Annotated in this window: 20 protein-coding genes; 1 reads left to right on the top strand and 19 read right to left on the bottom strand. The window is 42.2% G+C overall.

Features of this window, described 5'->3' with window-relative positions; all coding sequences use genetic code 11:
• Nucleotides 1-218: 218 nt before the first annotated feature.
• From HXT48_RS01580 to HXT48_RS01525, 12 genes are all read right to left on the bottom strand, one after another.
• The gene (locus HXT48_RS01580; RefSeq protein ID WP_076003031.1) at nt 219-2,069 is read right to left on the bottom strand and encodes a DEAD/DEAH box helicase; all 1,851 of its coding nucleotides are present in this window, start codon (nt 2,067-2,069) and stop codon (nt 219-221) included.
• Nucleotides 2,070-2,363: 294 nt separating this feature from the next.
• Nucleotides 2,364-4,040: an energy-dependent translational throttle protein EttA gene (gene ettA / locus HXT48_RS01575; protein ID WP_012914413.1), complete on the bottom strand. Its 1,677-nt coding sequence runs from the start codon at nt 4,038-4,040 to the stop codon at nt 2,364-2,366.
• Nucleotides 4,041-4,178: 138 nt separating this feature from the next.
• Nucleotides 4,179-4,679 (bottom strand): DUF3180 domain-containing protein, encoded by a 501-nt coding sequence (locus tag HXT48_RS01570; RefSeq protein ID WP_033888467.1) that lies wholly within the window; start codon nt 4,677-4,679, stop codon nt 4,179-4,181.
• A complete protein-coding gene (locus HXT48_RS01565; protein ID WP_012914414.1) occupies nt 4,679-5,914 on the bottom strand; it encodes a hypothetical protein in 1,236 nt (411 codons plus the stop codon). Before HXT48_RS01565 ends, HXT48_RS01570 begins: the two co-directional genes overlap by 1 nt.
• Nucleotides 5,915-6,185: 271 nt before the next feature.
• Nucleotides 6,186-8,495, bottom strand: coding sequence for an ATP-dependent zinc metalloprotease FtsH (ftsH, locus tag HXT48_RS01560; protein ID WP_004108568.1), 2,310 nt, complete (start codon nt 8,493-8,495; stop codon nt 6,186-6,188).
• Nucleotides 8,496-8,556: 61 nt separating this feature from the next.
• A complete protein-coding gene (hpt, locus tag HXT48_RS01555; protein ID WP_033888468.1) occupies nt 8,557-9,111 on the bottom strand; it encodes a hypoxanthine phosphoribosyltransferase in 555 nt (184 codons plus the stop codon).
• A complete protein-coding gene (tilS, locus tag HXT48_RS01550) occupies nt 9,086-10,204 on the bottom strand; it encodes a tRNA lysidine(34) synthetase TilS (RefSeq protein WP_421793120.1) in 1,119 nt (372 codons plus the stop codon). Before tilS ends, hpt begins: the two co-directional genes overlap by 26 nt.
• A gap of 46 nt (nt 10,205-10,250) precedes the next feature.
• Nucleotides 10,251-12,041, bottom strand: coding sequence for a D-alanyl-D-alanine carboxypeptidase (locus HXT48_RS01545; RefSeq protein WP_421793119.1), 1,791 nt, complete (start codon nt 12,039-12,041; stop codon nt 10,251-10,253).
• 75 nt (nt 12,042-12,116) lie between these two features.
• Complete coding sequence (locus HXT48_RS01540; protein WP_421793118.1) at nt 12,117-13,769, bottom strand: hypothetical protein; 1,653 nt, start codon at nt 13,767-13,769, stop codon at nt 12,117-12,119.
• A gap of 20 nt (nt 13,770-13,789) precedes the next feature.
• On the bottom strand, nt 13,790-14,689 hold the full coding sequence (locus HXT48_RS01535) for an ABC transporter ATP-binding protein (protein ID WP_102703224.1): 900 nt from the start codon (nt 14,687-14,689) through the stop codon (nt 13,790-13,792).
• Nucleotides 14,690-15,379: 690 nt separating this feature from the next.
• A complete protein-coding gene (locus HXT48_RS01530; RefSeq protein WP_033888470.1) occupies nt 15,380-16,606 on the bottom strand; it encodes a glycosyltransferase family 2 protein in 1,227 nt (408 codons plus the stop codon).
• Nucleotides 16,603-18,183, bottom strand: coding sequence for an AI-2E family transporter (locus HXT48_RS01525; RefSeq protein ID WP_004109386.1), 1,581 nt, complete (start codon nt 18,181-18,183; stop codon nt 16,603-16,605). The genes HXT48_RS01530 and HXT48_RS01525 overlap by 4 nt, the downstream gene beginning before the upstream one ends.
• A 271-nt stretch (nt 18,184-18,454) precedes the next feature.
• Between HXT48_RS01525 and glnA the strand changes: the two genes are divergently transcribed.
• Entirely contained in the window at nt 18,455-19,891 is a 1,437-nt protein-coding gene (gene glnA, locus HXT48_RS01520) for a type I glutamate--ammonia ligase (RefSeq protein ID WP_004109385.1), read from the top strand.
• An 81-nt stretch (nt 19,892-19,972) separates the two neighbouring features.
• Here glnA and HXT48_RS01515 read toward each other — a convergent pair whose 3' ends face one another.
• The 7 genes from HXT48_RS01515 to HXT48_RS01485 all read right to left on the bottom strand — a co-directional run bounded on the left by HXT48_RS01515 (nt 19,973) and on the right by HXT48_RS01485 (nt 25,969).
• On the bottom strand, nt 19,973-20,614 hold the full coding sequence (locus HXT48_RS01515) for an ABC transporter ATP-binding protein (protein WP_004109384.1): 642 nt from the start codon (nt 20,612-20,614) through the stop codon (nt 19,973-19,975).
• Between the two features lie 120 nt (nt 20,615-20,734).
• Complete coding sequence (locus HXT48_RS01510; RefSeq protein WP_004109382.1) at nt 20,735-22,054, bottom strand: ABC transporter permease; 1,320 nt, start codon at nt 22,052-22,054, stop codon at nt 20,735-20,737.
• A 74-nt stretch (nt 22,055-22,128) separates the two neighbouring features.
• Complete coding sequence (locus HXT48_RS01505; protein ID WP_421793117.1) at nt 22,129-23,499, bottom strand: ABC transporter permease; 1,371 nt, start codon at nt 23,497-23,499, stop codon at nt 22,129-22,131.
• Between the two features lie 209 nt (nt 23,500-23,708).
• A complete protein-coding gene (locus tag HXT48_RS01500; protein WP_004109367.1) occupies nt 23,709-23,999 on the bottom strand; it encodes a hypothetical protein in 291 nt (96 codons plus the stop codon).
• 111 nt (nt 24,000-24,110) lie between these two features.
• Nucleotides 24,111-24,518 (bottom strand): hypothetical protein, encoded by a 408-nt coding sequence (locus tag HXT48_RS01495; RefSeq protein ID WP_004109345.1) that lies wholly within the window; start codon nt 24,516-24,518, stop codon nt 24,111-24,113.
• 29 nt (nt 24,519-24,547) lie between these two features.
• Nucleotides 24,548-24,808: a zinc-ribbon domain-containing protein gene (locus HXT48_RS01490; RefSeq protein WP_004109342.1), complete on the bottom strand. Its 261-nt coding sequence runs from the start codon at nt 24,806-24,808 to the stop codon at nt 24,548-24,550.
• A 183-nt stretch (nt 24,809-24,991) separates the two neighbouring features.
• On the bottom strand, nt 24,992-25,969 hold the full coding sequence (locus HXT48_RS01485) for a zinc ribbon domain-containing protein (protein WP_004109339.1): 978 nt from the start codon (nt 25,967-25,969) through the stop codon (nt 24,992-24,994).
• Nucleotides 25,970-25,985: the final 16 nt, after the last annotated feature.

Raw genomic sequence — 25,985 nt, 5'->3', positions numbered from 1 at the left:
ACATAGGGCAATTCTGTCGAAAACACATAATCATTCGGCGAAATAGACAAAAATACAAGAATAACGTAAATAAAAAGCGCGAGGAGAAAAATATCACAGCCTCGCACCACAACAGACAAGAAAACTAAAGCGAAAACAAAAGCCGGAAAATCACTGGCGAATGTTATCAAAAGTAGTGAAAACGAAAACAAATGCTGTAAAACACACAGCATTTGTTTCTAAAACTCACGACCGAAGCGATGAACACGACTACCACGTTCGCCACGTTTACCGTGCCAACGACGTTCGCTGCGTTCACCACGTTCACCACGTTCACTGCGCTCACCACGTTGCCCACGTACGCGCCCGCGCCCACCGCGTCCACGACCGCGACCTTTACGCTTCTGCTGCTCCGGCTCCGGCATACTCCAGCCTTCTTGAAGCTCGGCAGCTTCACCAACAATCTCATCTAGAACTGATGAAGAAGGACTCACATCCTCAGCTTTCGCATGAATTCCAGCCTTACGAAGCATCATATGAGCAGCGCGCTTCTGATTAGGAAGCACAAGCGTTACGACATCGCCTTCTTCACCAGCTCGAGCAGTGCGACCCGAACGATGCAAGAAAGACTTAGGATCCTCAGGAGGCTCAGTTTGCACAACTAATGCAACGTCGCTAATATCAATACCTCGCGCAGCAACGTCCGTAGCAACCAGCACGCGCACCAAGCCTTCAGCAAACACAGCCAAATGACGATCTCGCTGATTCTGCGACAAATTACCTTGCAAATCAACTGCAGGAATACCTTGCTGCACAAATTTTTTCGCCATATTCTTCGCTTGATATTTTGTGCGCGTAAAGAATATAGAACGTTTCCTTCCGGAAGCAAGCTTTCGCAAAACTTCGTATTTATCCCCTGCAGACACAGCAAAAATATGATGCGTCATAGTGTCAACTTGGCAATCAGCATCATCCACAGCATGGACGACAGCATTTGGAAGGAAACGCTCAACTAATGTAGAAACTTGCTTATCAAGCGTTGCAGAAAACAGCATGCGTTGACCATCTGGCGCAACTTGCTCAAGAAGTCTAGTAACAGCAGGAAGGAATCCCATATCCGCCATTTCATCTGCTTCATCAAGCACGCTAACCATTACTTTTTCAAGCGTAAGTGCTCCTTGACGCAGCAAATCTTCCAAACGTCCAGGGCAAGCAAGCACAATCTGCGCACCCTGCTTAAGTTGCGATACCTGACGCTGGTATCTCACACCTCCATACACTGTCACAGTACGCATGCCATAAGCTGCAGCAAGCGGCGCTATTACGTCATCAATTTGATGCACAAGCTCGCGAGTTGGAGCAAGAATTATTGCTCTAGGAGCAGGAATTTCACTAGACTCGCGTGACTTACGATTTTTATCAGAATGAATTAAATCAACAAAATTCTCAGCTAAACGCGCAACAAGTGGAATAGAAAATGCTAATGTTTTACCACTTCCTGTGCGACCTCGCCCTAGAATATTCGCACCTTGTAATGAATCAGGAAGCGTTGCTTGCTGAATTGGGAATGCAGTAGTTTTCCCATCAGCACGCAACACTTCTACCAAGGGCTCTGGGACTCCAAGTTGCGCAAAAGTGACATCGTCACGGTAATTTTCACAAGATTCAATAGCAGAGTCTGGAATAATTGTTGCGTTATGAGAATCTTGATTTTGCTTTTTTGAAGTAGGACGCAAAGATATTGCAGAATTTTGTTTTGTATTATGAGATTTTGCAATATCATTTTTAACAACATTATTTTTATCAATATTATGCTTAGCAAAATTATTTTTAGCAAAATCTTGTTCAGCATCCGCAATAGCTACTTCTTCATAGCGCAAGGCTTTTTCGCGCGCTTTTTGACGAGCTTTTTCTGCTTTGCGATTTCGCTCCCTGCGCGAATTGAACTCGTGATTAGAACCGTAATTTTTATGACTACCCTGATATTCAAAAGGATTGCGTTTTTCAGCTGATTTCCTAGTATTTTTGACGTTCTTGGTATTCTTCGCGCCTCGCTTTTGGGCGAACGCAGCATGATGAGTATGCGGCACAATAGCCTTTCGTAAAATATGTGTATTCAAAACTTAAATTTCAAAACGTGAACTAATCGAGCCTAGCACACGCCTGGCACAATCACGGCAAATGTTGTCAAAAAGCGCCGAGACGCTCGCACTATAAGCGCTCGCTTCTGAGCTTGCATGGAAAAAGTCCACTGAACTTTCCATGCAAGCTCACGCTCCGAGTTACTTTCGTACACTACGCTCCAAGCGCGAAAGCAGGTCGTCGCGCAAACGCCGGAAAATCACCAGCAAATGTTTCCACCAAGAAATGAAAACAAAACTCAACTAGCGAGTGAGCTTACGGTGCAAGCGATGCGGACGAGCAGCTTCCTCACCCAAGCGCGCAATCTTATTTTCTTCGTAAGCTTGGAAGTTACCTTCGAACCAGTACCACTTTGCAGGATTCTCGTCGTCGCCTTCCCAAGCAAGAATATGCGTTGCAACTCGGTCGAGGAACCAGCGATCGTGCGAAACCACAACAGCGCAGCCTGGGAAATCAAGTAAAGCGTTTTCCAAGCTTTCCAAAGTCTCAACATCCAAATCGTTAGTAGGCTCATCGAGAAGAAGCAAGTTTCCACCCTGCTTAAGAGTCAAAGCCAAGTTCAAACGGTTACGCTCACCGCCGGAAAGCACACCAGTAAGCTTCTGCTGATCCGAACCTTTAAATCCAAAGCTTGCAACATATGCGCGAGTAGGAATCTCAACGCCTGCAACCTCAATAAAATCAAGTCCGCCGGAAACAGCTTCCCACAAGTTCTTATTAGGATCCAATCCTGCACGATTCTGATCCACGTAAGAAATCTTCACAGTATCGCCAACAATAAGCTCTCCGCCAGAAAGAGACTCCAAGCCCACAATCGTCTTGAACAGCGTAGACTTACCAACACCGTTTGGACCAATCACACCAACAATACCATTACGAGGCAGCGTAAACGACAAGTCGTCGATAAGTACACGGTCGCCAAAAGCCTTGTGAATATGCTTTGCTTCCAAAACTTGCGAGCCCAAACGTGGACCTGCTGGAATTTGAATTTCAGAGAAGTCAAGCTTCTTGGAATTACGTGCCTCTTGCTCCATTTGGTCGTAGCGTTCCAAACGAGCCTTGTTCTTAGCTTGGCGAGCTTTCGGCGAGCTACGCACCCAATCAAGCTCATTCTTCAAACGCTTAGCAAGCTTGGCATCCTTGGCACCCTGGATTTCCATACGCTTTGCTTTAGTTTCCAAATACGTTGAGTAATTTCCCTTATATGGATAAAGCTGACCACGGTCAACTTCGCAAATCCACTCTGCTACGTTATCCATAAAGTAGCGGTCGTGCGTAACAGCAATAACAGCACCCTCGTACTTGTGCAAGAACTGTTCAAGCCACAAAATAGATTCCGCATCCAAATGGTTAGTAGGCTCATCCAAAAGCAGCAAATCTGGAGCTTCAAGAAGAAGCTTACACAATGCAACTCGACGCCTTTCACCACCAGAGCACACAGAAACAGGCGAATCCGGATCTGGGCATTGCAAAGCATCCATAGCCTGCTCAAGCTGCGAATCCAAATCCCAACCGTTTGCAGCGTCAATTTCAGTCTGAAGCTTACCCATTTCTTCCATTAACGCATCAAAATCAGCGTCTGGATTAGCCATTTCTTCGCCGATTTGGTTAAAACGCGCCACTTTTTGCGCAATCTCACCAAAAGCCATCTTAATGTTTTCGCCAACCGTCTTAGTGTCATCAAGAGGTGGTTCCTGCTGCAAAATACCTACCGTATAGCCAGGAGTCAAAGAAGCTTCACCGTTGGTCACATTTTCCAAACCGGCCATAATTTTCAGCAGCGTCGACTTACCCATGCCGTTCGGACCCACAACACCAATTTTTGCGCCCGGAAGGAAGCTTAAAGTAACATCGTCGAGAATTACACGATCTCCGTACGATTTACGCGCCTTAATCATCTGATAGATAAATTCAGCCAAAGTAATATACCATCCTTACAAACGTTGAAATTCCAGCGTTTGTTGCAACTTGCGTAAAAAGCGTTTAATACTTTTACCTACTTAATTCAAGCAAGATGCAACTTACATAAAACTACGCAAACTAATAGCTAGCAAATACTAGCACGTTGCTGGCGTACGATTTGACTTATTGACAGACTCAGAATCATCTTCAGGCGGAATCTGGCAGAGCCACTCGCCCAAAATCCCAACGACCATATCAATAAAGCACACCAAGCCAGCAATAGAGCATTCACGCACAACAGAGTTATACAGAATTATTTCACTGTGTGGCAGACTCATTAACAACTGCCCAACGTACCAGCCAGACAAAATAGCACCTGCCATTCCCAATGCCTTAGACAGCATAAGAGCTGCAACAGCAAATTGAGAACTTACACGCTTCTTATTTTTATCTTTGTTAGCAACACTTTGATGAGTTTGCAACGCCATAACAAAAGTTATTAAGCCAGCAATCACCATAATTGCAACAACAACCCACGGAGCTCCTGCTAACGACATAGCACTAGACTCTGTTGACGACACTAGAAATGCGCCCAGCACAAAGCCAAACAGTAACCCTAGTACCAGATACCACCAAGGTGTGCGATACGCTTTCATTAACAACCATCCCCTATAAGCCATTGCTCTGAGTATACCCCAACAGTTTGAGCATCAAAAGCAAACGCTAATGAGTACGAAACTGAGTTGTCATCCAAAGCAGCATCCGACTCTATCTGCAGCCACGGCATAAGTTCAGGCGACTTAGGGTCAACCATCACCATTTCCGCTAGTTGTTGCGGCAATTTTTCTGCATCAACAGTTCTTGTATCAGCAGCAGAAGCACCATATGAACGCGTACCCAACACTCGCACAGTCACCTTATCTTTATACAAAGTAGCAACAGCGCGAAGCAAGCGAAGCAGTTCATACTCGTCACCGCCCGAAGACAGAATAAATACAGCCGCGTAATAATCACCTTCAAGCATATTGGCAACATATAGTGCCGATACGCCATCTACGCGAGATTCTCTATCCTGCTCAAGCATTGCAACTATTCTCAGCATAGCAGAACGCGTGTCTTGTTTCGCGACACCCTTCATAGAAATTACTGCAGTTGTCTGTAACGGAGTCGGACATATACGGAACAAAGGAGACTTAGTTTCTCTTTTAACAAGCTCACTGCCATAATTGACACTTTTAGATTCATCGACACAAGAGCACTCTGAATCTCCATTATTTTCATAATCATCCGCGAAAGAATTTGCGATATCAACGGCAGCTTTAGCAGCTGCAGCAGCGTCCTCGTCTTCTTTGCGCTGCTTTTCTTTTCTATCTTCCTCAATAAGAGAACGATAGTAATCTGCTATTTCGCCTTCCTCAAGATCGTCAACTGATACGCTTCCACTACGAACAGCAACATGCGCAAGAGAATCAGGAACTACATGCCGTTCCGAATAATTTAACTCTTCTCTAGAAACACTATTCAAAGTAACGCAAACATCGTCAACAGTGCTTTTCATGCCGTAATATTCGCTTCTTAAAGCAGCATGAACAGTAATATCAGCCTCACTAATTTGCCAAGTGTGCATAGCAGAATTTAAAACAGATTTAGCAATAAGTTCTAAAGCTATAGCAGGATGCTCCTCAATCTCGCTATCTTTTTCGCAACGTTTAAGCATAAAAGCAAGACGCTCAGCAATTTGAGGAATATCTATTGCGTTAGTCTCATCTCCGTCTAATGCATTACTCAAATTAACTTTTAAAACAGCATCTATGTAAATAGAAGAATATAATCCAATGACTATTGAGTCACCGCTTGGGCGAATACCCTTCAAACTTATGGTCGTATTCATAATTTCATCTTCTACTCTCTAATAAAAACAATTTAAAATTCCAATTATTCGTTTATTTATCTTTTACTCTTACCTATAATACGCAAAATTAATATCTCGATACATTGTACTCGATATAAATCAACATGCGTAATTTTTTGCATATAACACTAATTTTTATTATTAAATTCTTAGAAAAATAAAAATAAACGCTGACAGCAATAAATTATATTGTTATCAGCGTTTATTAATGATTGTATTTTATCTGCTTTTTAGCACTGTATTTACACTATTAAGCACCAAATTGAGTGCCGTCATTTTGATTAGTAGACGGATTAACTGGTGGCTTAACAGTTCCAATAACAGTTCGAGGAGCAGGTGCAGTAGTCTGAATAGACGTATCAACAGACATCTGATCAGACTGCTGGTTTTGTGAAGTTGCGTTATTGGAAGATTCAGAAAGTTCAGAAGCTTCACTCTGCTCATTCTTACCTTCAACGTTGCGCTTTAAACTTTCTGGAATTTCAACAGGAGGAAGATCAGAATCTGGTCTTCTATCGTCCGAAAGCCAAAGAGTACGCTCAGGAGCCTTACGAATCTTACTGAAGATTTCCTTAAGTTCCTTCTCGTTAAGAGTTTCCTTAGCGAGCAACTGACGAACCAGCTCATCTAATACGTCACGATTATTGTTAATAATCTCCCACGCTTCAGTATGAGCAGTTTCGATAAGCTTATGAACTTCTTCATCGATTACTTCAGCAGTACGATTCGAGAACTTACGAGGTTGCAAAGAATCGAGTGAACCGGAAGAATCTTCGTCAGTATCCATCCACTTAACAGCTCCAAGCTTCGCTGAGAAACCATATTCAACAACCATCTTACGAGCAATAGCAGTAGCTTTCTCAATGTCGTTAGAAGCACCAGTTGTTGGATCATGGAACACAACTTCCTCTGCTGTGCGTCCGCCCATAGCATATGCCATTTGATCCAGCAATTCGTTGCGAGACTGCGAGTAACGGTCGCTTGTTGGCATCACAGCAGTGTAGCCAAGTGCGTGACCTCGCGGCAAAATCGTTACTTTAGTAACAGGATCCGTGTGGTGCAACGCAGCAGCAACAAGCGCATGACCACCCTCATGGTAAGCAGTGTTACGCAATTCATCCAAAGCCATACCCTTAGACTTACGTCGAGGTCCTGCTTGAACACGATCAATTGCCTCATCAATAGCGCGATTATCGATATATTGAGCACCAGAGCGAGCGCAAAGCAACGCAGCTTCGTTAAGCACGTTAGCTAAGTCTGCACCAGTAAAACCAGGAGTGCGCACAGCAACCATATGAAGATCAACATCCGGCACAAAAGGCTTACCCTTAGCGTGAACCTTCAAAATTGCCTCGCGACCTTCCAAATCAGGAGCCTCAACAGCCACCTGACGGTCAAAACGACCAGGACGAAGAAGTGCGGAATCAAGCACATCTGGACGGTTTGTTGCGGCAATAATAATCAAATTAGTGTCGTTGTCGAAGCCGTCCATCTCAACAAGCAGCTGATTAAGTGTCTGCTCGCGCTCATCATGACCGCCAGTCATGCCACTTCCGCGGCGACGACCAACAGCATCAATCTCATCGATAAAGATGATGGCAGGAGCATTCTTCTTAGCTTCGTCAAAAAGTTCACGAACACGAGACGCGCCCAAGCCTACGAACATTTCCACGAAGTCAGAGCCAGCCATTGCATAGAACGGCACACCAGCTTCGCCTGCAATAGCACGAGCCAACAAAGTCTTACCAGTTCCTGGAGGACCATAAAGCAGCACACCGCGCGGAATGCGAGCACCCAAAGCCTTGTAGCGCGAAGGATCCTTCAAGAAGTCTTTAATCTCTTCAACTTCTTCAACAGCAGCTTGTTCGCCAGCAACGTCAGCAAACTTAGTTTTAGGAGTCTGACCTTCAAGCAGCTTGCCACGGCCACGTCCGCCACCCATGCCAAGCATACTTCCACCGGCACCGCCTATTCTGCTAAACATGAACCAAATCATGCCAAGGAAGAACAATATCGGAGCAAGCGAAGTAATCAAATACGAAATAATGCTAGATGACTGTAAGCTAGCAGTCCAGCCGTTAGAAGGCTTCGCCTTTTCGACTTCTTGTACAATTGACCTACCTTGTGCATACGCGTAGTAGAATTGCACATCCTTGCCAAAGTCACGCTTTTGCTTACTTCGTTTATCGAACTTCTTAAACGGACTATCAAGCGTAAGCTTAACTAACTGTTTATTGTCAATAATTTCCACATAACTTGCTTTATGAGATCGCACTAACTCAATACCATCCTGAGTATCGATAGTTTGCGATCCGTTATGAACAAACATTTGGAATCCGACAACTGAAAGCAACACAAGAAGCACAATCCACGTCCATGGCGACTGCCAGAAGGAACGACGATTGTTATGGTTGTTCTCGTTATTTTTATTATTCTTGCCCTGTTGACCGTTGTTTCGCTGATTCCTAGGGTTGCGTGGATTTAAAAACGGATTATTCCCGTTATTTCCACGCCCAGGACCGCCCATTGGGCCTTGCGGTGTCATAGGAGAAGCGCCCATGTAATAAGGCTCCTTTCAAACTCCTCAATTTATATAAAAATTCTGAATAGAATCTATAAAATCAAGCACCATACACTGATGGCTTTAATACCGCAATACTATTGAGATTGCGGTAGCGTTCGTCGTAGTCCATTCCGAAACCAACGACAAATGCATCAGGAATTTCAAAGCCCGAGTAGTCGATTTGTACGTCTACTTCGCGACGTGCAGGCTTACTGAGCAATGCAAAAACTTTTACACTTGCAGCACCACGACCTTTTAGCTCATCTACAAGCCAAGCTAGCGTGCGACCGGAATCAACAATGTCTTCTACAATAAGCACATCTCGACCACGCACATCAGTACTTAAATCTTCGCGAACAGTGATTTGTCCGCTAGTTTGAGTGCCACTGCCGTAACTAGACAAGCTCATAAAGTCCATTGATGCGTTAATGCTTAATTCTTGCGAAAATACAGCAAGAGTATTTACAGCACCTTTGAGAACTGCAACAAGCAAAACATTACTGTTTTTGTAATCTTCACTTACTTGTTTAGCGACTTCACGAATACGCTTCATAAGGTCTTCGTGGCTAATTAATTCATAGTCGATGTCATCTCGTATATCTGCAATTTGCATGTTCACTATCTTTGCATAAGCGAATGACGATATTGCGCGAGAGCCGAGTCGCTTCGTAATAATTTGGCAGCGAAAAAGGCTTCTGACCATGCCATTTTGTACATAGTTCGTCCACTGCCGATATGTGACTTGACGAGAAACGCAGACCAAGCTCGCTTAACGCACGCACTATAATTCGTTTACGAATTGATGGATGATATTGCGCTAACTTCTCAGCTTTTAACCTAACAGTTTTCGCATTTTTATCAAATTCCATCACTTGTGAACTAGCTTCGTCAACTTGAGAATTAATATAGTCAAGATCGTCTCTAGCTATTTCAGCTCCACGAGAAAGCAAAGTAACCATATTTGCATTAAAAAATCGCGAAATATAAGGCATTAACGTGTGTCTAACTCGAGATCTCAATGGATAATTTTCTGAAAGTTCCTCATTTTTCGAAATATCGTCACCATTTGTAGGATCATCCCACCATGAAATGCCTAAATCCTCGCAAATACCAGTAGTATCTTCTCTACTAAGCTTAATAAGAGGCCTTGCAAAAAGCACGTTTTGACGCAATGTCACTGCTTTCATGCCAGCAACTGCTTCTAAACCTGCAGAATCTTTTAGCCCCATCATTACAGTTTCTGCTTGATCATTTGCAGTATGAGCTAGAAGCACGGCTGCAGCTTGCTGCTTTTTAGCAACCTCAATAATTGCTTGATACCTAGCATTCCTAGCAGCAGATTCTTCGCCTTCTCCCGAATCTTCAACGTTCACAGATTGAATATACACGTACTTTTCATCTATTCCAGATTGCAAACAATGTTTAGCAGCAGTATTGGCAATTTCAGTTGAGTGTGGCTGCAAATGGTGATCTACTATTACGACGCCGCAACGAATACCCCTACTTGCGCACACAATCACGCTCAATGCTGTAAGTGCAAGAGAATCTCTACCTCCAGAGCACGCAATAAGAACCAAAGGAGCATCAACATCTGTCGCGTGATTGCCATGTTCGGAAAAACGCGCGTCTTGTGCACATAATGAAAGTTCGTCAAAACAATGCTTGATTGCGCCAATTCCTGCGCGTATGCGAGAAGAATACACCATAGCTTCTAGTGTAGCGCGCCAATAACGCTAAATTGCAACTCATAAATCATAGTTTTGGCAATTCTGCCATAAACTTATTAATCGCTACGAACGCTCCCCAAATATCAGCTGGCTGGTTCGCAACAACAGCGAAAGTTAGCACTCCACCACTTTTCCTAGATACATTACCAACCATAGAAGTAACTTCACTTAAAGAACCAGTCTTTACGCGAAGCATACCAGCAGAAGATTCATCCGCCAAACGCTTTCTTGCTGTTCCAACTAAACCAGGAAGAGACAATCCTTCAGCAGCTGCAGCACCTCCAGAATCGGCTTTAATATTAAGCACTTGTACTTGAGCTAGCGTTGTTGCGCGCAACCTTGATTTTGGAGACAAGCCTGAGCAATCAGACATGTGCAAACCACGTATATCGATATTGAGCTTGCGCAATCCCTCTTTTACTGCCTGAACTGCACCCTCCGGAGAGTTGGATTTGTGAGTTGCAAGCGCAGTCAAACGACCAAACTCTTCCGCCAATGTGTTGTCTGAAATACGAAGCGTATATGCCATTATTTCGTTTAAAGGTGCAGAAGAAACTTGTGCAATTAAACGCGAATTAGATGATATTAACGATTGAGTTTCGCTTACTGGTATGACAAGATTTTCAGATTGTGCAGACTTATTTTCATTTTCAGAATCTTTATTGTTTTCAGAAGAATCATCTGCAGACGAGCCTGAACCGGAATTTTTTTCATCAGAAGCGGTTTTATTAGAATAATTACTTATAACTATTCCTTGTTTGCTTAATAATTTAGCAAAAACATGACCGACACTTAAAGCAGGATGAGGATCAGAAAGCGGAAAATCTGTCATAGCGTCAGCGTCAACACCTTGCACTGAAAGGTCACGCTGACGAGCATCATCTATAGCCAAAGATGACGTTTGAGCATAAAAGCGGCGTTCAACATCTGTTTCATAAATCAAATCAGGAGCACGTTTTGCGCCAAACAATGAGTCATCAACAGCTAAAGAAACTGTGTGAATATTTTCAAGCTTCAACGCGTTGGCTGTTCTTCTCGCTAATGTCGTTAAACCTGCTCTGCCATTGACATGGTGCCAATCGTTTTCTCCAACGCCAAGAAGCATGTCACCATTGCCGCGAAGCACAAGCTTTCTAGCATTCGTACTAGAAGCTCGTTCTGGTTCACCGCCTGTTTTAGGCAACAAAAATACTTGAGTATCAAGAGTTGAACCCATGTCAAGAGTGCGAGAAGCTACGCTAGCAGTTAAAGTTTTAAGCGTTGACGCTGGCTCTCTTAAAGCATTTGGCTCATGTGAAGCAACTACTCGCCCATTAGCATCCATAATTACTGCTGAAGTGCTGCTACTCATAGAAGCATCGGAAACCAACTCGTTAATAAGTTTTTGAGCTTGCGAATGATTTATTTCTTTACCATAAGTCACGCCTTTAGCTAGTGATTTAACTCGCAAAAGTGATTTAGGAGAAGAAACAGTTACAGCATAATGTTGTTTTCGCAACGTCAAAGGACCAGGAAGAATATCGTATACGTCAAGCAAAAAATAAGTAAAAATAATTGCTGCACTAACTATAACTGCTATAAATGCAATAAGCAATCGCCAACGAGAAGGATATTGGCTTCTTAAAACCATAGCAGCGTATTTACTTTTCTTCTGTGCGCTACTTGGTTTAATCTCACTGCTTGATTTAGATTCACTACTTAGTTTTTGTTCATTACTTGGTTTAGGCTCGATACTTTTGTTGGGTTCGCCGCTTTGCGTTGGCGTGCTCGCATTAGGAATATTTAAGGCATCGTTTAAGCCTTTACTACTTTCCATGCGAGCACACCTTTAAATCCGATTGCAAATACCGCGCTTAACTATACATTGCGCTTGCAACAAAGCGTGCGTAAGTTACGCAGTAATCGACGCAAATCTGCGCAAGTTTTCAACAATGCGAATCATGCGCTTATCCATTACTTTGCCACCAAGAATCACGCCAACAACCAGCACAATCAAGCCGTTTACTACAAACAAAATGCTTGCAATCCACAGCAGTTGCGGCGCAAGAATCATAAACGCAATCGCAGCCGCAACCGAAGGAATCATGCAAACTACAGAAAGAAGCATAAAGCCTATAGCTGCAAAACTTCGCCCGCCAGCACTTCCTTGCGGCCTAGAAAATGGCTTTTCGATTGATGCCACAGGGTACATTGCAATGCACGAAGAAATTAAGCCAATGCCTATGGAAGCAAAAGCTATTCCAATTGGACAAAGAGTTTGGAACATAACTGCATTCACATTTTGCTTAACATTTGCTACAAAGAAAAGGAAAACGTAAACCCCTACTCCAATAATCGCAAAATAAACAGCGCAAATCACTGACCAAACTATTGCGTTCGCTAAGCGATCGTGCAAACCTTTTACTCCAATAATCGCATGCATAGTAAAAGCTGTGCCATCGTAAGCAATATTGTTTCCAACAACCATGCCCATAAGCAAAGCAGCATACATCATCCATCCAGAAACACCTAAGTTATCTGTTAGAGAATCAAATCCTTTAGCCTTAAAACTACTTCCTCCTGCAACTACCAGCATAAAAAGCGGCGCAATAAGCAAAAATAGCTGACGCATATCTCTTCTCATAACGCTAATAATTCGCGCAATAATCGCACCAACTGTGTTGTCTGGAACTGCTGCAAACAAGCCGATTCCCTTAGTTTTAACAACTGTTTTTTGCTCACCACGAAGCAACTTCGGCTCTAATTTTGCGCAAAATACAGAGATTGCAAAGCAAGCAGCAATCGTTACAACGCAAATAAGGAAGCGAATAGCAAGAGCAAGCCAATTGCCATTAATAGCATCGAGCGGCAAAGCCATAGCTGCACTTAATGGTGTAAAAGCGGACGCAGCACAGAAACTTGTGCCTAGCGCAATTCCATTTGGCGAAGGGCTATGCGTATTCATTGATGAAACAAAAATCATGTACGCTATAAAAATGGCAAAGTAAAAAATGTTTCTTGAACGCTTGTTTATTAAAATAGTATCCAAAAGCTCAATAAGCATTTTGCTTAAAGACACGATTGTTGCAACGTAAAGCGGAGCTGCAATTACGCTGACTAAAACCGGCACAATTCCAAAGCTTCTGTACGCTAAAGACCACAAAGCAAGCGCGATTGTGCAGCTTACTGAAAGCGCTCCAAAAAGAGAGCCAAGAAGCATGCCAGCTTGCTGCTTTACGTAAGGAATGCCGTAAAGCGCAAAACTACGCGATTTTAGTGTTGTGTCGCTGCCAAACATAAACACGTTTATAAACAGCGTAAAAATTGACACAATCGACGCAACCATTATTGGAGCCAATTGGAATTCCTGCCAATTTTTAGTATCTGCAAGCATTCCTGGATTAATGTACTTGCCAGTTTCCCAGCCAGCAAAACCAAGAGCGCATATAAGCGCAAGTCCAAAAACAATTGCTATAGCAAAGCCAATTTTTTGCCAAATTGACTTTCGCATAACAGAAAAAGTAAGCGCCCAGCGAAGGCGAACCATGGTAAAAATCATAGACATAATTACTTACCGCCTTTCGCTCACGCGTTGTAATTACTTGCGATTGGTGTTGCGCTATTGCCGCCGTTAAGCCAGTCGATGCGCGCAGCTGCGTGACGTCCGCCAACAAGCTCCATAAAGCGATCTTCAAGATCTTTGCCCTGAGCCACCTCTTCAAGAGTGCCAGCAGCCGCAACATGACCTTCGTTAATAATCGCCACGTGCGAGCACATTTTTTCAACCAATTCCATAACGTGCGAAGAAATAATCACCGTTCCGCCAGTAGAAACATACTCGGCAAGAATATCCTTCAAATTTGCGCTAGAAACAGGATCCACTGCCTCAAAAGGCTCGTCCAACACAAGTACGCGAGGGCTGTGAATCATAGCTGTTGCAAGGCAAATCTTCTTAGTCATACCAGTTGAATAGTCCGAAACCATAGTGTTTGCAGCTTCTGTTAAGTCGAATGCAGAAAGCAAATCGTTCGCGCGACGAACAGCCTCAGCGCGGCTCATCTCGCGAAGCATGCCAGCGTAAGTTAAAAGCTGAAGGCCAGTAATCGTCTTAAAAATCTCGTCGGCCTGAGGCATTAAACCGATTGCGCGCTTAGCGCGATTTACGTCACTCCAAACATCGTTGCCAAAAATCGAAGCCGAGCCAGCATCTGGCATAAGCAAGCCCGTAAGCATTTTAATCGTAGTAGTTTTGCCAGCACCATTCGGGCCGACTAATCCATAGAAAGAGCCTGCTGGAATGCTCAACGAAAGATTATCTACAGCAACTTTCTTGCCAAAAGTCTTAACAAATCCGCTAATAGAAACCGCTGGAACATCTTCGTTAGTAGCGTCGTAAGTGTTTGCGCCAAAAACTGGAACGCTGCTAGCAAAAGTATTTCCGGACGGATACTCGGACGGATATTCAGACGGAATAGAATCTACCATAGAAACCTCGCAGTATACAGATAAACGCACGCATTGCACTACATTAATTGCGCAATCACACGCTTATATCAAGGCTTCTATTATCTCATACCCGCAATTTTTGCGCAATCGCAACGCCAGCACTATCCGCACGCTACCTTCATATTCGTGTGGTAGAGATTTGAGATTTTTCGCACTGATTGAATGTTTGCATGCTTATGAAGTTTTGCAGTTGTGCTCTGCAGACGTTGATTACCTGTTGATTAGCGAACACTAGCATCCGTGCTACTGCATTCGCCACTCCAGGCACTCTTACCACACCAAAAAACACTAGCGACTTTACTAGTAGTGAGGGGTGAGTGTTGCTTGGTCGAGCAATATAAAAGCGGAACGATAGTAATAATCTTGCTGACGAATACTATCTTTGAAAGAAAGTAACTAAAAAACTAAACTTAACTACGCAACCGCTAAGTCCAAATAAGGTATAAGAGCGGAGCGCTGTCCTCACGGCTAATCGCCGTTCGGCTGAGCTTGCACGGAAAGTCCACTGGACTTTCCGCCTGAGCAAGCTCACGCTCCGAATTGCTTTCGCGCGCACAATGCTGCGCTCAAGCATGTCGTCGCGCTAGTAACACCCACCACTCACAGCCACTTCAGAAACACGCCAGCCAAACACCAGCCCAAAACTCGCGCCACAATAAGCAAGAGCACTCAGCGACCAGTGTGCTGAATCGGCTTCCACTCGCTCTTTGAGAAAATAGCTTGGAACGCAATAGGCACGTACGAAAGCATAAAAATCGGGAAGCTAAGAGCGTACGCAAATAGTTCCTTATTCGTTGCACCAAGCTTATCGTGTTCAACTAAAATAGTGAGCGACACAAATATCATCATGCCTAAAACACTTGTAACAGTAGTTGTAATGAAGTTAATCATTGAATAGATTTGACTCATCCATGTTACAAATCCAAATGCAGCAAAAATAAACCCGAGTATTATTCTTGCAACAGCCAAAACCATAAATGGGAAAAGCATAAGCGTAAAATCAACCGACGAAAAATCTCTTTCGCGAATACCATGTCGAATAAGAGCTGCTCCATAGTAACGAAATACCTGCAAGAATCCCTTGCTCCAACGAAGACGCTGCCTCCAGCTCTGCCTAAACGACACAGGTTGTTCATCATACAATACTGCAGAACCGCAATATCCAACTTTGTCTCCGTGAAGAATAGCATCCATAGTAAATTCAAGATCCTCAGTAAGAAGATGGAATTTCCATCCGCTATTTCTGTGCATAATCTCACGCGAGAACATGAATCCAGTTCCACCAGCATGGCAACTCGAACCGAATAGCATTCGAGAGTTGTTAGTAAATCGCGATTCTCGAATAAACCAAAGTGCAGAGCCAGACGAAACCCAATTATCTGAAAGATTCACGGAATTACGATAGCTGGTTAAAATTTGATATCCTGCGTGGAAACCTTTATTCATTTCCTCAAAATAATGCGGATCAAGTTTATTGTCTGCATCGAAAACAAAGTATGCGTCATAAACTTTATCCGCACCAATTTTCATAATATGATCGAGAAGATAGCTGAGCGCATAACCTTTACCAATATGCTCTTTATCAAAACGTTCAATTACGTTGCAACCGCAATTGCGGCCAACCTGCGCAGTAGAATCAGTGCAATTATCTGCAACAAGCCAAATATCAATAAAATCTTGTCTATATGTTTGAGTTTGAATGCAATGAATAAGATTACCTATAACAGCTTCCTCATTGCGCGCAGAAATAAGCACAGCATAATGCTTATCCATTGGTGCTTCAGGAAAAACAATAGGCTTAGCGAATAAAGATGCAACAGCACAAACACCTTGATACACAACACCGCTTATGCCAATAAGTATTACTAGTACATCAAATATTGATAGAAGAATCATCGCTTCCATCCGCTCCGTGGATTATTTTTTACGTTACTTTTATTATTTTTTGTATTTTTTACTATTTTAGACTCGCCTACTTGCAATTTTGCTTTAGAAGAATCCTTATTTTCAGAATCTACTTTACGCTTTGCAATATCTTTATTTACGGCATCTAATATTTCGCGCGAAATTGGCATTGTTGCCAATACGTCAGTTTGATCAGAATCGATAGAAGAAACTTTGCTACCATTCGCATCGTCAGAGTCTGACACATAAGCTTGCTTATACCAATATAGGATATCCTCGTTCAGAGAAATGCGAGAGCTTGTGCCTTTCATTACACGATGAACACTTTCACTCATTGGATTCATGAACTTACGGCCAATCGCTTCAACGCAACGAACAATAATAGAAGTATGATCAGGGTGAGGATCGTTCATAAGCGGAGAAGAAACTAAACTATATTGCTTCGTGCATACTCTAAAAATTGCTTGCAAACTTGCAGTCACAGGCAAAGCCAAAAATGCTCCAAGAGCACCAAATACAGCGCCCATTACAAGAACTGAAATAAAAGCTACTGCAGGATTCAGATCCATAGTCTTCTCGGAAATCTTCGGCGAAATAACCATGTTCTCAATTTGCTGATAAATCGTAATAAAAATTAATGTTGCAACAGCCGCACCAAAACCATTGGAACCCCATGCAACCAAGATAGGCAAAGCTCCACCCAAATAGCCACCAATTGTAGGCACAAACTGCGAAACAATTCCGCAGAATAAGGATAGCGGAAGCCAATACGGTATATTCATTACAATAAGAAAAATTGCGGTACCCACTGCGTTAATCGCTGCCAAAATAATTCGCGAAAATAAGAAGCTCGAAATCTGCTCTTGAACAACTGACCAAATAAATAGGAAACGACGCTGAGATTGCGGATTCATCCAACGGCACATGCTACGACGCATAGCCGGACCTGCTGCAGAAATGTAATACGTAACCATAATAATGGTAAGTAAATCAAGCAGAACAGTCATCAATCCCCATGTTGTGTTAAGTGCTTGGCCAGCAAAATCAACAACCCAAGATGTTTGCACATGCTTCAAAATTTCCATGCCAAGCTGCTCAATATTAGGCATTTTAAAACCGGTATAGTGAAGCACAAAATTTGCAAATTGATTGTATAAATCAGGCAAGCCCATAACCATTGAAACAACCTGCTGAGCAAATAAATTACCAAACAAAGCAAGTAGCAAGCTAATTACAACAAGCAAGCCCGTTAGCGTAAAGCCAGAAGCAACTCCTCGCCTCCAACCATGCTTAATTAACCGAACAACAAGCGGTTCCATTGCGAGCGCAATAAAAATAGAAATCACAACATCGAAAACAATGAATGAAATGCTATTCCAAGCGAACCATAGGAAGATAGACACAAAAGTAATAATTGCAACGTAAATAAGTGCACGACCTAGCCAATCTGGCGGCCTTCTGTCATCGCCTTTAGCTGGGAAAAGTGAAGCTAAATCTAGCTTATTTTCACTTTCCTTAATATGCTCATGCATCTTATATTCATGCATTTCTTGCTCTTGGTAATTCATAGGTACTATTGTAACTGCGCGAACTGATGAATGCGAATTAGCGGCATGTAATGGTAACTATTTTTGTAATACTTAATAGTTACGCTATTTATTACTATTTATTACAATTTTCTACTATTTCCTACTAAACGATTGCAATTATGCGCATCTACGCAACTACACGTAACATTATGTAACACAAACGTAACGAGATATTCGAGTCGCTGAAATCCAAAATGGCATTCATAGTCATAAACTCATTACTGGGTTTTTTAAGAAAGGAATGGTGACCATGACCACTTTGCAAACTAAAGAAGATGCCGCAGCCCTTATTGAAAAGGAAGGCATTGAGTACGTATCCGTACGATTTACTGATTTAATTGGCGTTCAGCAGCACTTTACTGTTCCTGCTGACGAGTTCTTACACAGCGCTTTCACTGATGGAATGGCGTTCGATGGTTCTTCAATGCAAGGCTTCCAGGCTATTAACGAATCAGATATGAAGCTTATTCCAGATGTTGACACTGCTTATATTGACCCATTCCGTAAGCATAAGACTCTGAATGTTGCTTTCTCTATTGTTGACCCTGTAACAGATGAGCCATATTCTAGGGATCCTCGTCAGGTCGCTATTAAAGCAGAATCCTATTTGAAATCAACTGGCATTGCTGACACTGCAAGCTTTGCCCCTGAAGCTGAGTTCTTCATCTTTGACAAGGTGCGTTTTGCTAACGACATGCAGCGCTCCTTCTATGAGGTTGATTCTAACGAAGCTCCTTGGAATTCTGGCATCGACACTGAAGATGACGGTAGCAACAATATTGGTTTTAAGAATCGCGTAAAGCACGGCTACTTCCCTGTGCCACCAGTAGATCACAATCAGGATTTGCGCGATGACATGGTTTACAACTTGCAAAAAGTTGGTTTGATTCTTGAGCGTTCTCACCACGAAGTCGGCGGCGCAGGTCAGCAGGAAATCAACTACCGTTACAATACGCTTGTTCATGCTGGCGATGATTTGATGAAATACAAGTATGTGGTTCATGAAACTGCTGCTTTAGCTGGTAAGGCTGCAACATTTATGCCAAAGCCAATTGCTGGAGATAACGGCACTGGCATGCACTGCCATCAGTCGCTTTGGAAAGATGGCAAGCCATTGTTCTATGCGGAAACTGGCTACGCTCAACTTTCTGATATTGCACGTTGGTACATTGGCGGCTTGATTAAGCACGCTTCTTCTGTGCTTGCATTTACGAATCCTTCGCTTAACTCTTACCATCGCTTGGTTCCAGGATACGAAGCTCCAGTCAACTTGGTTTACTCTGCTCGTAACCGTTCTGCAGCTATTCGTATCCCTCTTGCTGGTACAGAACCTGCTGCTAAGCGTATTGAGTTCCGTGCACCGGATCCTTCATGCAACCCATTCTTAGCATTCTCCGCTCAGCTTATGGCAGGTTTGGATGGTGTTATTAACCATATTGAGCCTCCTGCCCCTGTTGATAAAGATTTGTACGAGCTTCCTCCAGAGGAGCATGACGGCATTAAGCAAGTTCCTTCTTCGCTTGGTGAAGCTTTGCAATCTTTGGAAGAGGATCACGACTTCCTTATGCAAGGCGACGTATTTACTAGCGACTTGATTGAAACTTGGCTGAATTTGAAGCATGAGGAAATGGATATGGCTCGCTTGGCTCCAACTCCACTCGAGTATGAGCTTTACTTCCACATCTAATTTGCAGCTAAGTTAAGATAAGCTAAGCTACTCTAACGAAAAAGCCGGCCCTACGATTTCGTGGGGTCGGCTTTTTGGCGCTCAAGCAGATTGTCGCGTTAGCTGTTTATTTTTCAGCACGTATTTTACATCAGCTTGAGAGGCGACCTTCGAATCATGAGTAACAACAATCACACATTTGCCATGCTCTCTAGCAGCATTTTTTAATATTGCAATAACTTCTTTAGTCGTTGCAGGGTCAAGACTTCCAGTAGGCTCATCAGCCAAAATTACCGGCGCAGAAGATACTAAAGCTCGTCCAATTGCAACACGCTGCTGTTGACCACCAGAAAGTTTAGTGACGTTACGATTTGCTTCTTCTTCAGTTAATCCAAGATCTATTAGCACTTGAACATCAGCATGTGAATTTACTAATCGCAAATTTTCTAATGGCGTCAAATAGTCAATAAGATTAAAATTCTGGAAAACAAGTGAAATATGTTTTTTGCGATGCTCAACATATCCCGTTTTTGCAATATTTTCACCGTTAAAAAGCACTTCGCCACTATACGGAGTATCTAATCCAGCTAAAAGCGAGAGCATAGTAGACTTTCCTGCTCCAGAAGCTCCCATAATACTGTACATTTTGCCAATTTCGAAATCTGCATTCACGTCATTTAGTACCGCAATATTTGCAGGTCCGTAAGTGTACTTCACATTTTTTAATTGCAATAAATCCGACATAATAAGCTCCTTATTTTTACATAATTTAAATATGATTTATAAGATTTGTTTCATTTATACGATTGCGCTGTTTGTGATTGTGTTTTTAGTAGAAAATTCACATACGCAACTATATTTCTGCTAACTCATAGCACTTAGTATTTGCCGAGGCTTCTTTATTAATATTGGCAGCACTGCAACAAGTAATGCGACTATTGAAATAAGCAAACCAATAACAAAAGCAGCAAGAGTTTGCAACAATGGCAATACTGGCATACCATCCGCAATAAATGACGAATCAGCACTATGCAAAATCGCAGACCCAATAACGCCAGAAAAAGCAGCACCGAAGCCTAGCGAAATGACGAATGACACAATGTTGAGTATCGTTATTTCAACAAGCAATTGACTAACTATTATTGCTCTAGATAATCCAATAGACATAAGTACGCCAATCTCGTGCATACGTCCTCTAACCCAGAACACTAATACAAGTCCAAGCACTAAAATACCAACAAAACTTAGTGCCACAAAAATCATTCGCACAAGTTGTTGCACAGAGTTAACCGAGCTTATTACATCAGACAATTGCGAAGCATTCTGCTCTACATCCGCCCACTTGCCAGCAATACTTTTAGTCTCCCGTATTGCACTAGCTAATAAATCAGAACGCTCGACAACACAGCGCAAAACACCTCGCTTAGAAGAGCCAGCCAAAGACAACGCCGAACTTAAGTCAGTAAATATGCGATTTTCTGAAGTATCCGAAGGAAGTGCTCCTTTAGTTTGCAATTTGCCGGCAAAAATGCCAACAACACGAACTTTTACATTAAACCCCTGCTTAAGAATTATAGTAGAACCAATATTAAGATTATTCTTCTTAGCAAAATCACGATGCACTATTGCTCTACCAGAAGAACGATTAGTAATATGCTCACCCTGCTCTAAACGGTATAATCCCTCTTGAAAACCCTGAGACAATCGAGAATCTGTTGTGCCAGTAATTCCAGCAGCATGAGCCAAAACATCATCGTCTAGTCTTGGACCCTGCGCAGGAAGCACAAGTTGCTTTCCAACAGGCACAGCTAAAACATCGCGCTCTTCCACTACAGTTTTTACGCCCGAAATCGCAGCAAATTTACGAATTTGACTAGAGTCAATTCCTTCATTCGCGCCCAAATCTTGTGGAATTGGAGAATTAGACGTAGCAACAGAATTAGAATTTGTATTACTTTGCTCTGGAAGAGTTTCACCTCGAGTTTTTGCTCGTACAGTAAAACCTAAACCAATACTGGATTGAATACGATCCCTAGCACCCTCAACAGAAGCACTGATACCAGCTTGTGAAACTAGCGCACTTAAAACAAGAGTCATAATCAGCACAATTATTGCGTTACGTCGAGGTTTGCGCAATATTGCAAGTTTCGCTCGAGCACATAAAGAAATTACTTCACCATTCATAATGTTACTCACTAACTTTTCAAATAACTTTCATACGACGAATTATGAAAACTATGCCGCCAAACAGCATAGTTCTACTTTTGCAATCCGAGGAGCTCACGAGGAGATTTGCATATAACTGGCAAATAAGACAACACAACTGCAATAACGATTACTGCACCAACAATTGTAGAAACTCCGATAAAACACTGAGCGTCTACTTGTACGCTAAGTGTTTCCAAAGTTTTTGTTGCCAAAGTTGATTCAAGATTTCCACCAGCTTGACCCATATTACTCAATTCACGAGCGGCTGATGATTGCACAGAGCCAAGAGCAACATTAGCCATCAACGGAGCTATAACTTTTGCAAAAAGGTAACCCACAATTAACGAAGGTATTGCAATAAGCACAATCTCAGCAAGATATTGACCAACTATAGATAATTTGCCAGTGCCAATTGCAACAAACACACCAATTTCATTACGTCGCTCATTCATCCACAGCAAAAGCACTAATGCCAAAGCAATAATAGCAAATGATACAACAGCAATTGTTGTAACAGTCATTATTGAGCGCACTCCCTTTGCTGCTTTCAACAAACCAGAAACGAACTGATCGTCACGAGTTAGTTGATAGTTTTGCAAATCAATAGGCAATTTGGCAGCTTGCGCCATAATATTATCCGCATCCTCACCGCGCTTTATTCTAAAACTTGCATCCTGATATATTTCTTTTCCAGGCTCATATTTGTATAATTCGCGAGTAGTTTGCAAATCCGTATACACGGTATTAGCTGTCAATTCCGCCCTAGTTGCGACTTGACGCTTATTTGCTCCGGCATAAATTCCAACAATACGAGTTTTTACTGTTGCTGTTGATTGTTGAATATTGTCAGCATCGTAAGGATTAGCGCGAAGCGTAAGAGTATCTCCTACATGTAATCCGTTAGCTTTAGCGAGATCTTCATGAATCAGTGATGCATGAACGTTATTAGCATTAAGATGCTTGCCTTTAGACATAGTTATTGCTTTTGTTTTAAAAGTATTTAAACCAGTAGAGTCATTCGTCCCTTCAATATTAACGGCATTTCCAAACTGCTGCTCGCGCTTTTGATCATAATCCTGAACGCCTGGAATTCTTGCCGCTTTAGCATTAACTAAATCCGCTGTTACATTTTGTCGAACAACGTAGGAAGCAATTCCATTTAATTTTGCAATTGCCTGTACATCTTTAGGTTTTACAGTTCCAGCTCCTCTAGGAGTTCCAGGGTTTATTTGAGGGTTATTTGCGAGCACAAAACTAGACTCTGCTTGCGCTTCAACTTTTTCTCCTTCTCTACCTGCAGCACTTGAAACTGCAGAAGTAGAAAATAACAATGTCGAAATAAGAAATACAATAATGAAAACTATCGCTGTTTTTATTCGTTTCCTCAGAATGTAGCGTATTGCACGAGAGATAAACGTCATCGACTACCTTTCTTCATTGAAAAATAACTTTATATAGTATGCGAACATACGATATGCCAGTATAGCATATACGCACTTATAATCGACATACGAAAAGCCGACCCTACGATTTTGCGGGGTCGGCTTTTTGTTACTAACACAGCATTCAGGCAGGTCGGAGTGCTGCACGAGTGTCCAAAGCGGCAACGAGTTTTATTTAATACTTATCCTTAGTAATATTGTTCTTGATATGTATTGTTCTCAAACTTAATATTTACGTCGTTGCCTTTGATTTTAAATGATCTGTTGATGTAGAATCTGCTTACAGAATTACCATCATGCCATTCGTCTTCGTTACTAGCCTGACGACGGAACTCTACAGTTTCTTCAAATCCTTCTGTAGAGAAACTTCCACTTTCTGGATCAATGGATGTAAGTTTAGGATATCCGTTAACACTTCTCTTAACATCTGAATATGAATAGTCGTAGGATGTAAAGAATCCTAAGTTCTTCTTACGCAAGGAGGTGCCAAAAACACAAATCTTTGCAGGGACTGCTGATCCATTTGATGCACTAATGCACTGCTTAATTTGCTTTTAACAGCACTGGTAATTTTCTTCTCTAGCTTCTTGCTAGCACGTTAACTTTGATTTTTTAATCCTGTTTGGAATATCTAAATACATAATGTTTACACGAGGATACAGCTTATATGACTTAAATATAAGCCACTCAGTTTTAGGATAAGAGACTTGAAGCGACATTTTATTCTCTTTCCCATTAATTCTGTAGGAGACTACACTGGAATCAAAGCTAATGTTGGTAATTACTGGATTTTCAATACGATTTTTAGTTTTGCTGCTAACTTCATTAGTCAAAAGGATGCGAGAACCTTCTTGAATATCGCTAGGAGACCAGTCAACAAGTTTGCTTGCTTCTGTAAAGTTTCCGCTTTCCAAAGCGTTCACGTATTGTTTAATTGTAGCTTCTGGAGAATAAACATAGTTTTGAATTGCATAATATGCAGCACCAAGAGCTACCATTAAAAACTCCAATTATGATAAGGATGATTTTATTCTTTTTTGCTCATCTTTACTGAAGCTATATTAGAGTTATTTGAAAAATTCGCGTTATTTACGTTATTTACGTTATTTGGCAAAACGGTGTTATTAGTTTGCGTCTGATACGTATTTACAGCAAACTGCTGCGCTTGAGATTCATACTGATTAAACTGCGCCATTGGCTGCTGTGCATTATCCTCTACTTTTGCGCCACAATTTGAGCACCACGTTGAGCCACTATCTATAGGGCTTCCACATTGAGTGCAATTCATATTAACTCCTAATATTTCACAAAAGTGCTTAGCATATTATTCATACGCTAAGCACTTTTGAAATAAAATTTTTCCAAGTTATTTTTATTTTTAAGTTATTTTGCTAAACTGACGCAAATTTTACGAAAAACACTCTATTAAAAAGCTTTTATAGAATTATTTAATTAGATTAGCAAAATTCTTTTAGTGCAATAAAGCTCCGTATATTGCGGAAGAAATAGCACTTGTTACGATTCCCATAGTGACGCAGAATACGATAATAAGAATTATCGCAGCCACCAACACGTAAATAACCCACAACCATTCGCGATCTATCTTACGCGTGCATTCAGCGTGAGATACAAAGGAGAATGGAAGAAGCATTGTCAAGAATCCTGCAAAGATTTGCAAGAACACAGACGGAGTCGAAAGAGTAAGAATGCCAAGCAATGCTGCGCAAATCTGAATTGTTACAATCGGAACCATCTTCTGAGCGAACTGAACATGCAACTGGCTGGCAGACATTGGGTCACCAAACATCTTTGCACCAATCAAAGCCACAACGAATGTCATGTAAACGCTAATCATTGCTGCGAAGAAAGCGGCAATGAATACAGAAATAGGCACGGAAACTCGTGGAGCAGAAATAGAACGCTCCGACATTGACGAAAGTAAGTTAGTGCCAACTTTAGTAAAAGAGTTGAAAATGTTGGCACCAGATTGAACCGTGAAATAAGTTTGGATTGCAGATACAAGAGCGCTAATTACAAACACAAGCACAGCGTACAAGCTAGATACATGGTACTGCTGAGAAGGCTTCTTAATTGCGCTAATAAGCCAATGGAAGAAGTCCACCATCTGTTCAGAATTAATCTGATTCATTGGCTGAGTATAGTGAGGAGCACCTTGCATTGCTGGAGCCTGCTGCATCATCGGTTGAGCCGGTTGAGTTGGGTGAGTCATTTGCGGATTCTGCTGAACAAACATTGGCTGAGCTGGCTGCTGGGACACAGGTTGCATTGGCTGCATTGGTTGAGCCATTGGCTGAGCCTGAGACACAGGTTGTACAGGCTGAGCTACTGGTTGAGCTACTGGTTGAGCGGCTTCAACATTATTACCGCAACCCTTACAGAACTTTGCGGAATCGTTGTTTGCTGTACCACATTGAGAACAAACCTTCATTTTTCTCTCCTTTATT

This window comes from Gardnerella sp. KA00127, from assembly GCF_049244125.1.
GTDB lineage: Bacteria > Actinomycetota > Actinomycetes > Actinomycetales > Bifidobacteriaceae > Bifidobacterium > Bifidobacterium swidsinskii.
The sequence above is the reverse complement of the archived record's forward strand: the minus strand, read 5'-3'. Positions and strand labels throughout refer to the sequence as shown.

Bases quoted from the DNA above. Each gene is read 5' to 3' on its own strand.
- HXT48_RS01570 (WP_033888467.1), bottom strand. From the start codon at position 4,679: ATGAAAGCGTATCGCACACCTTGGTGGTATCTGGTACTAGGGTTACTG.
- HXT48_RS01565 (WP_012914414.1), bottom strand. From the start codon at position 5,914: ATGAATACGACCATAAGTTTGAAGGGTATTCGCCCAAGCGGTGACTCA.
- ftsH (WP_004108568.1), bottom strand. From the start codon at position 8,495: ATGGGCGCTTCTCCTATGACACCGCAAGGCCCAATGGGCGGTCCTGGG.
- hpt (WP_033888468.1), bottom strand. From the start codon at position 9,111: ATGCAAATTGCAGATATACGAGATGACATCGACTATGAATTAATTAGC.
- tilS (WP_421793120.1), bottom strand. From the start codon at position 10,204: ATGGTGTATTCTTCTCGCATACGCGCAGGAATTGGCGCAATCAAGCAT.
- HXT48_RS01545 (WP_421793119.1), bottom strand. From the start codon at position 12,041: ATGGAAAGTAGTAAAGGCTTAAACGATGCCTTAAATATTCCTAATGCG.
- HXT48_RS01540 (WP_421793118.1), bottom strand. From the start codon at position 13,769: ATGTCTATGATTTTTACCATGGTTCGCCTTCGCTGGGCGCTTACTTTT.
- HXT48_RS01535 (WP_102703224.1), bottom strand. From the start codon at position 14,689: ATGGTAGATTCTATTCCGTCTGAATATCCGTCCGAGTATCCGTCCGGA.
- HXT48_RS01530 (WP_033888470.1), bottom strand. From the start codon at position 16,606: ATGATTCTTCTATCAATATTTGATGTACTAGTAATACTTATTGGCATA.
- HXT48_RS01525 (WP_004109386.1), bottom strand. From the start codon at position 18,183: ATGAATTACCAAGAGCAAGAAATGCATGAATATAAGATGCATGAGCAT.
- glnA (WP_004109385.1), top strand. From the start codon at position 18,455: ATGACCACTTTGCAAACTAAAGAAGATGCCGCAGCCCTTATTGAAAAG.
- HXT48_RS01515 (WP_004109384.1), bottom strand. From the start codon at position 20,614: ATGTCGGATTTATTGCAATTAAAAAATGTGAAGTACACTTACGGACCT.
- HXT48_RS01510 (WP_004109382.1), bottom strand. From the start codon at position 22,054: ATGAATGGTGAAGTAATTTCTTTATGTGCTCGAGCGAAACTTGCAATA.
- HXT48_RS01505 (WP_421793117.1), bottom strand. From the start codon at position 23,499: ATGACGTTTATCTCTCGTGCAATACGCTACATTCTGAGGAAACGAATA.
- HXT48_RS01495 (WP_004109345.1), bottom strand. From the start codon at position 24,518: ATGGTAGCTCTTGGTGCTGCATATTATGCAATTCAAAACTATGTTTAT.
- HXT48_RS01490 (WP_004109342.1), bottom strand. From the start codon at position 24,808: ATGAATTGCACTCAATGTGGAAGCCCTATAGATAGTGGCTCAACGTGG.
- HXT48_RS01485 (WP_004109339.1), bottom strand. From the start codon at position 25,969: ATGAAGGTTTGTTCTCAATGTGGTACAGCAAACAACGATTCCGCAAAG.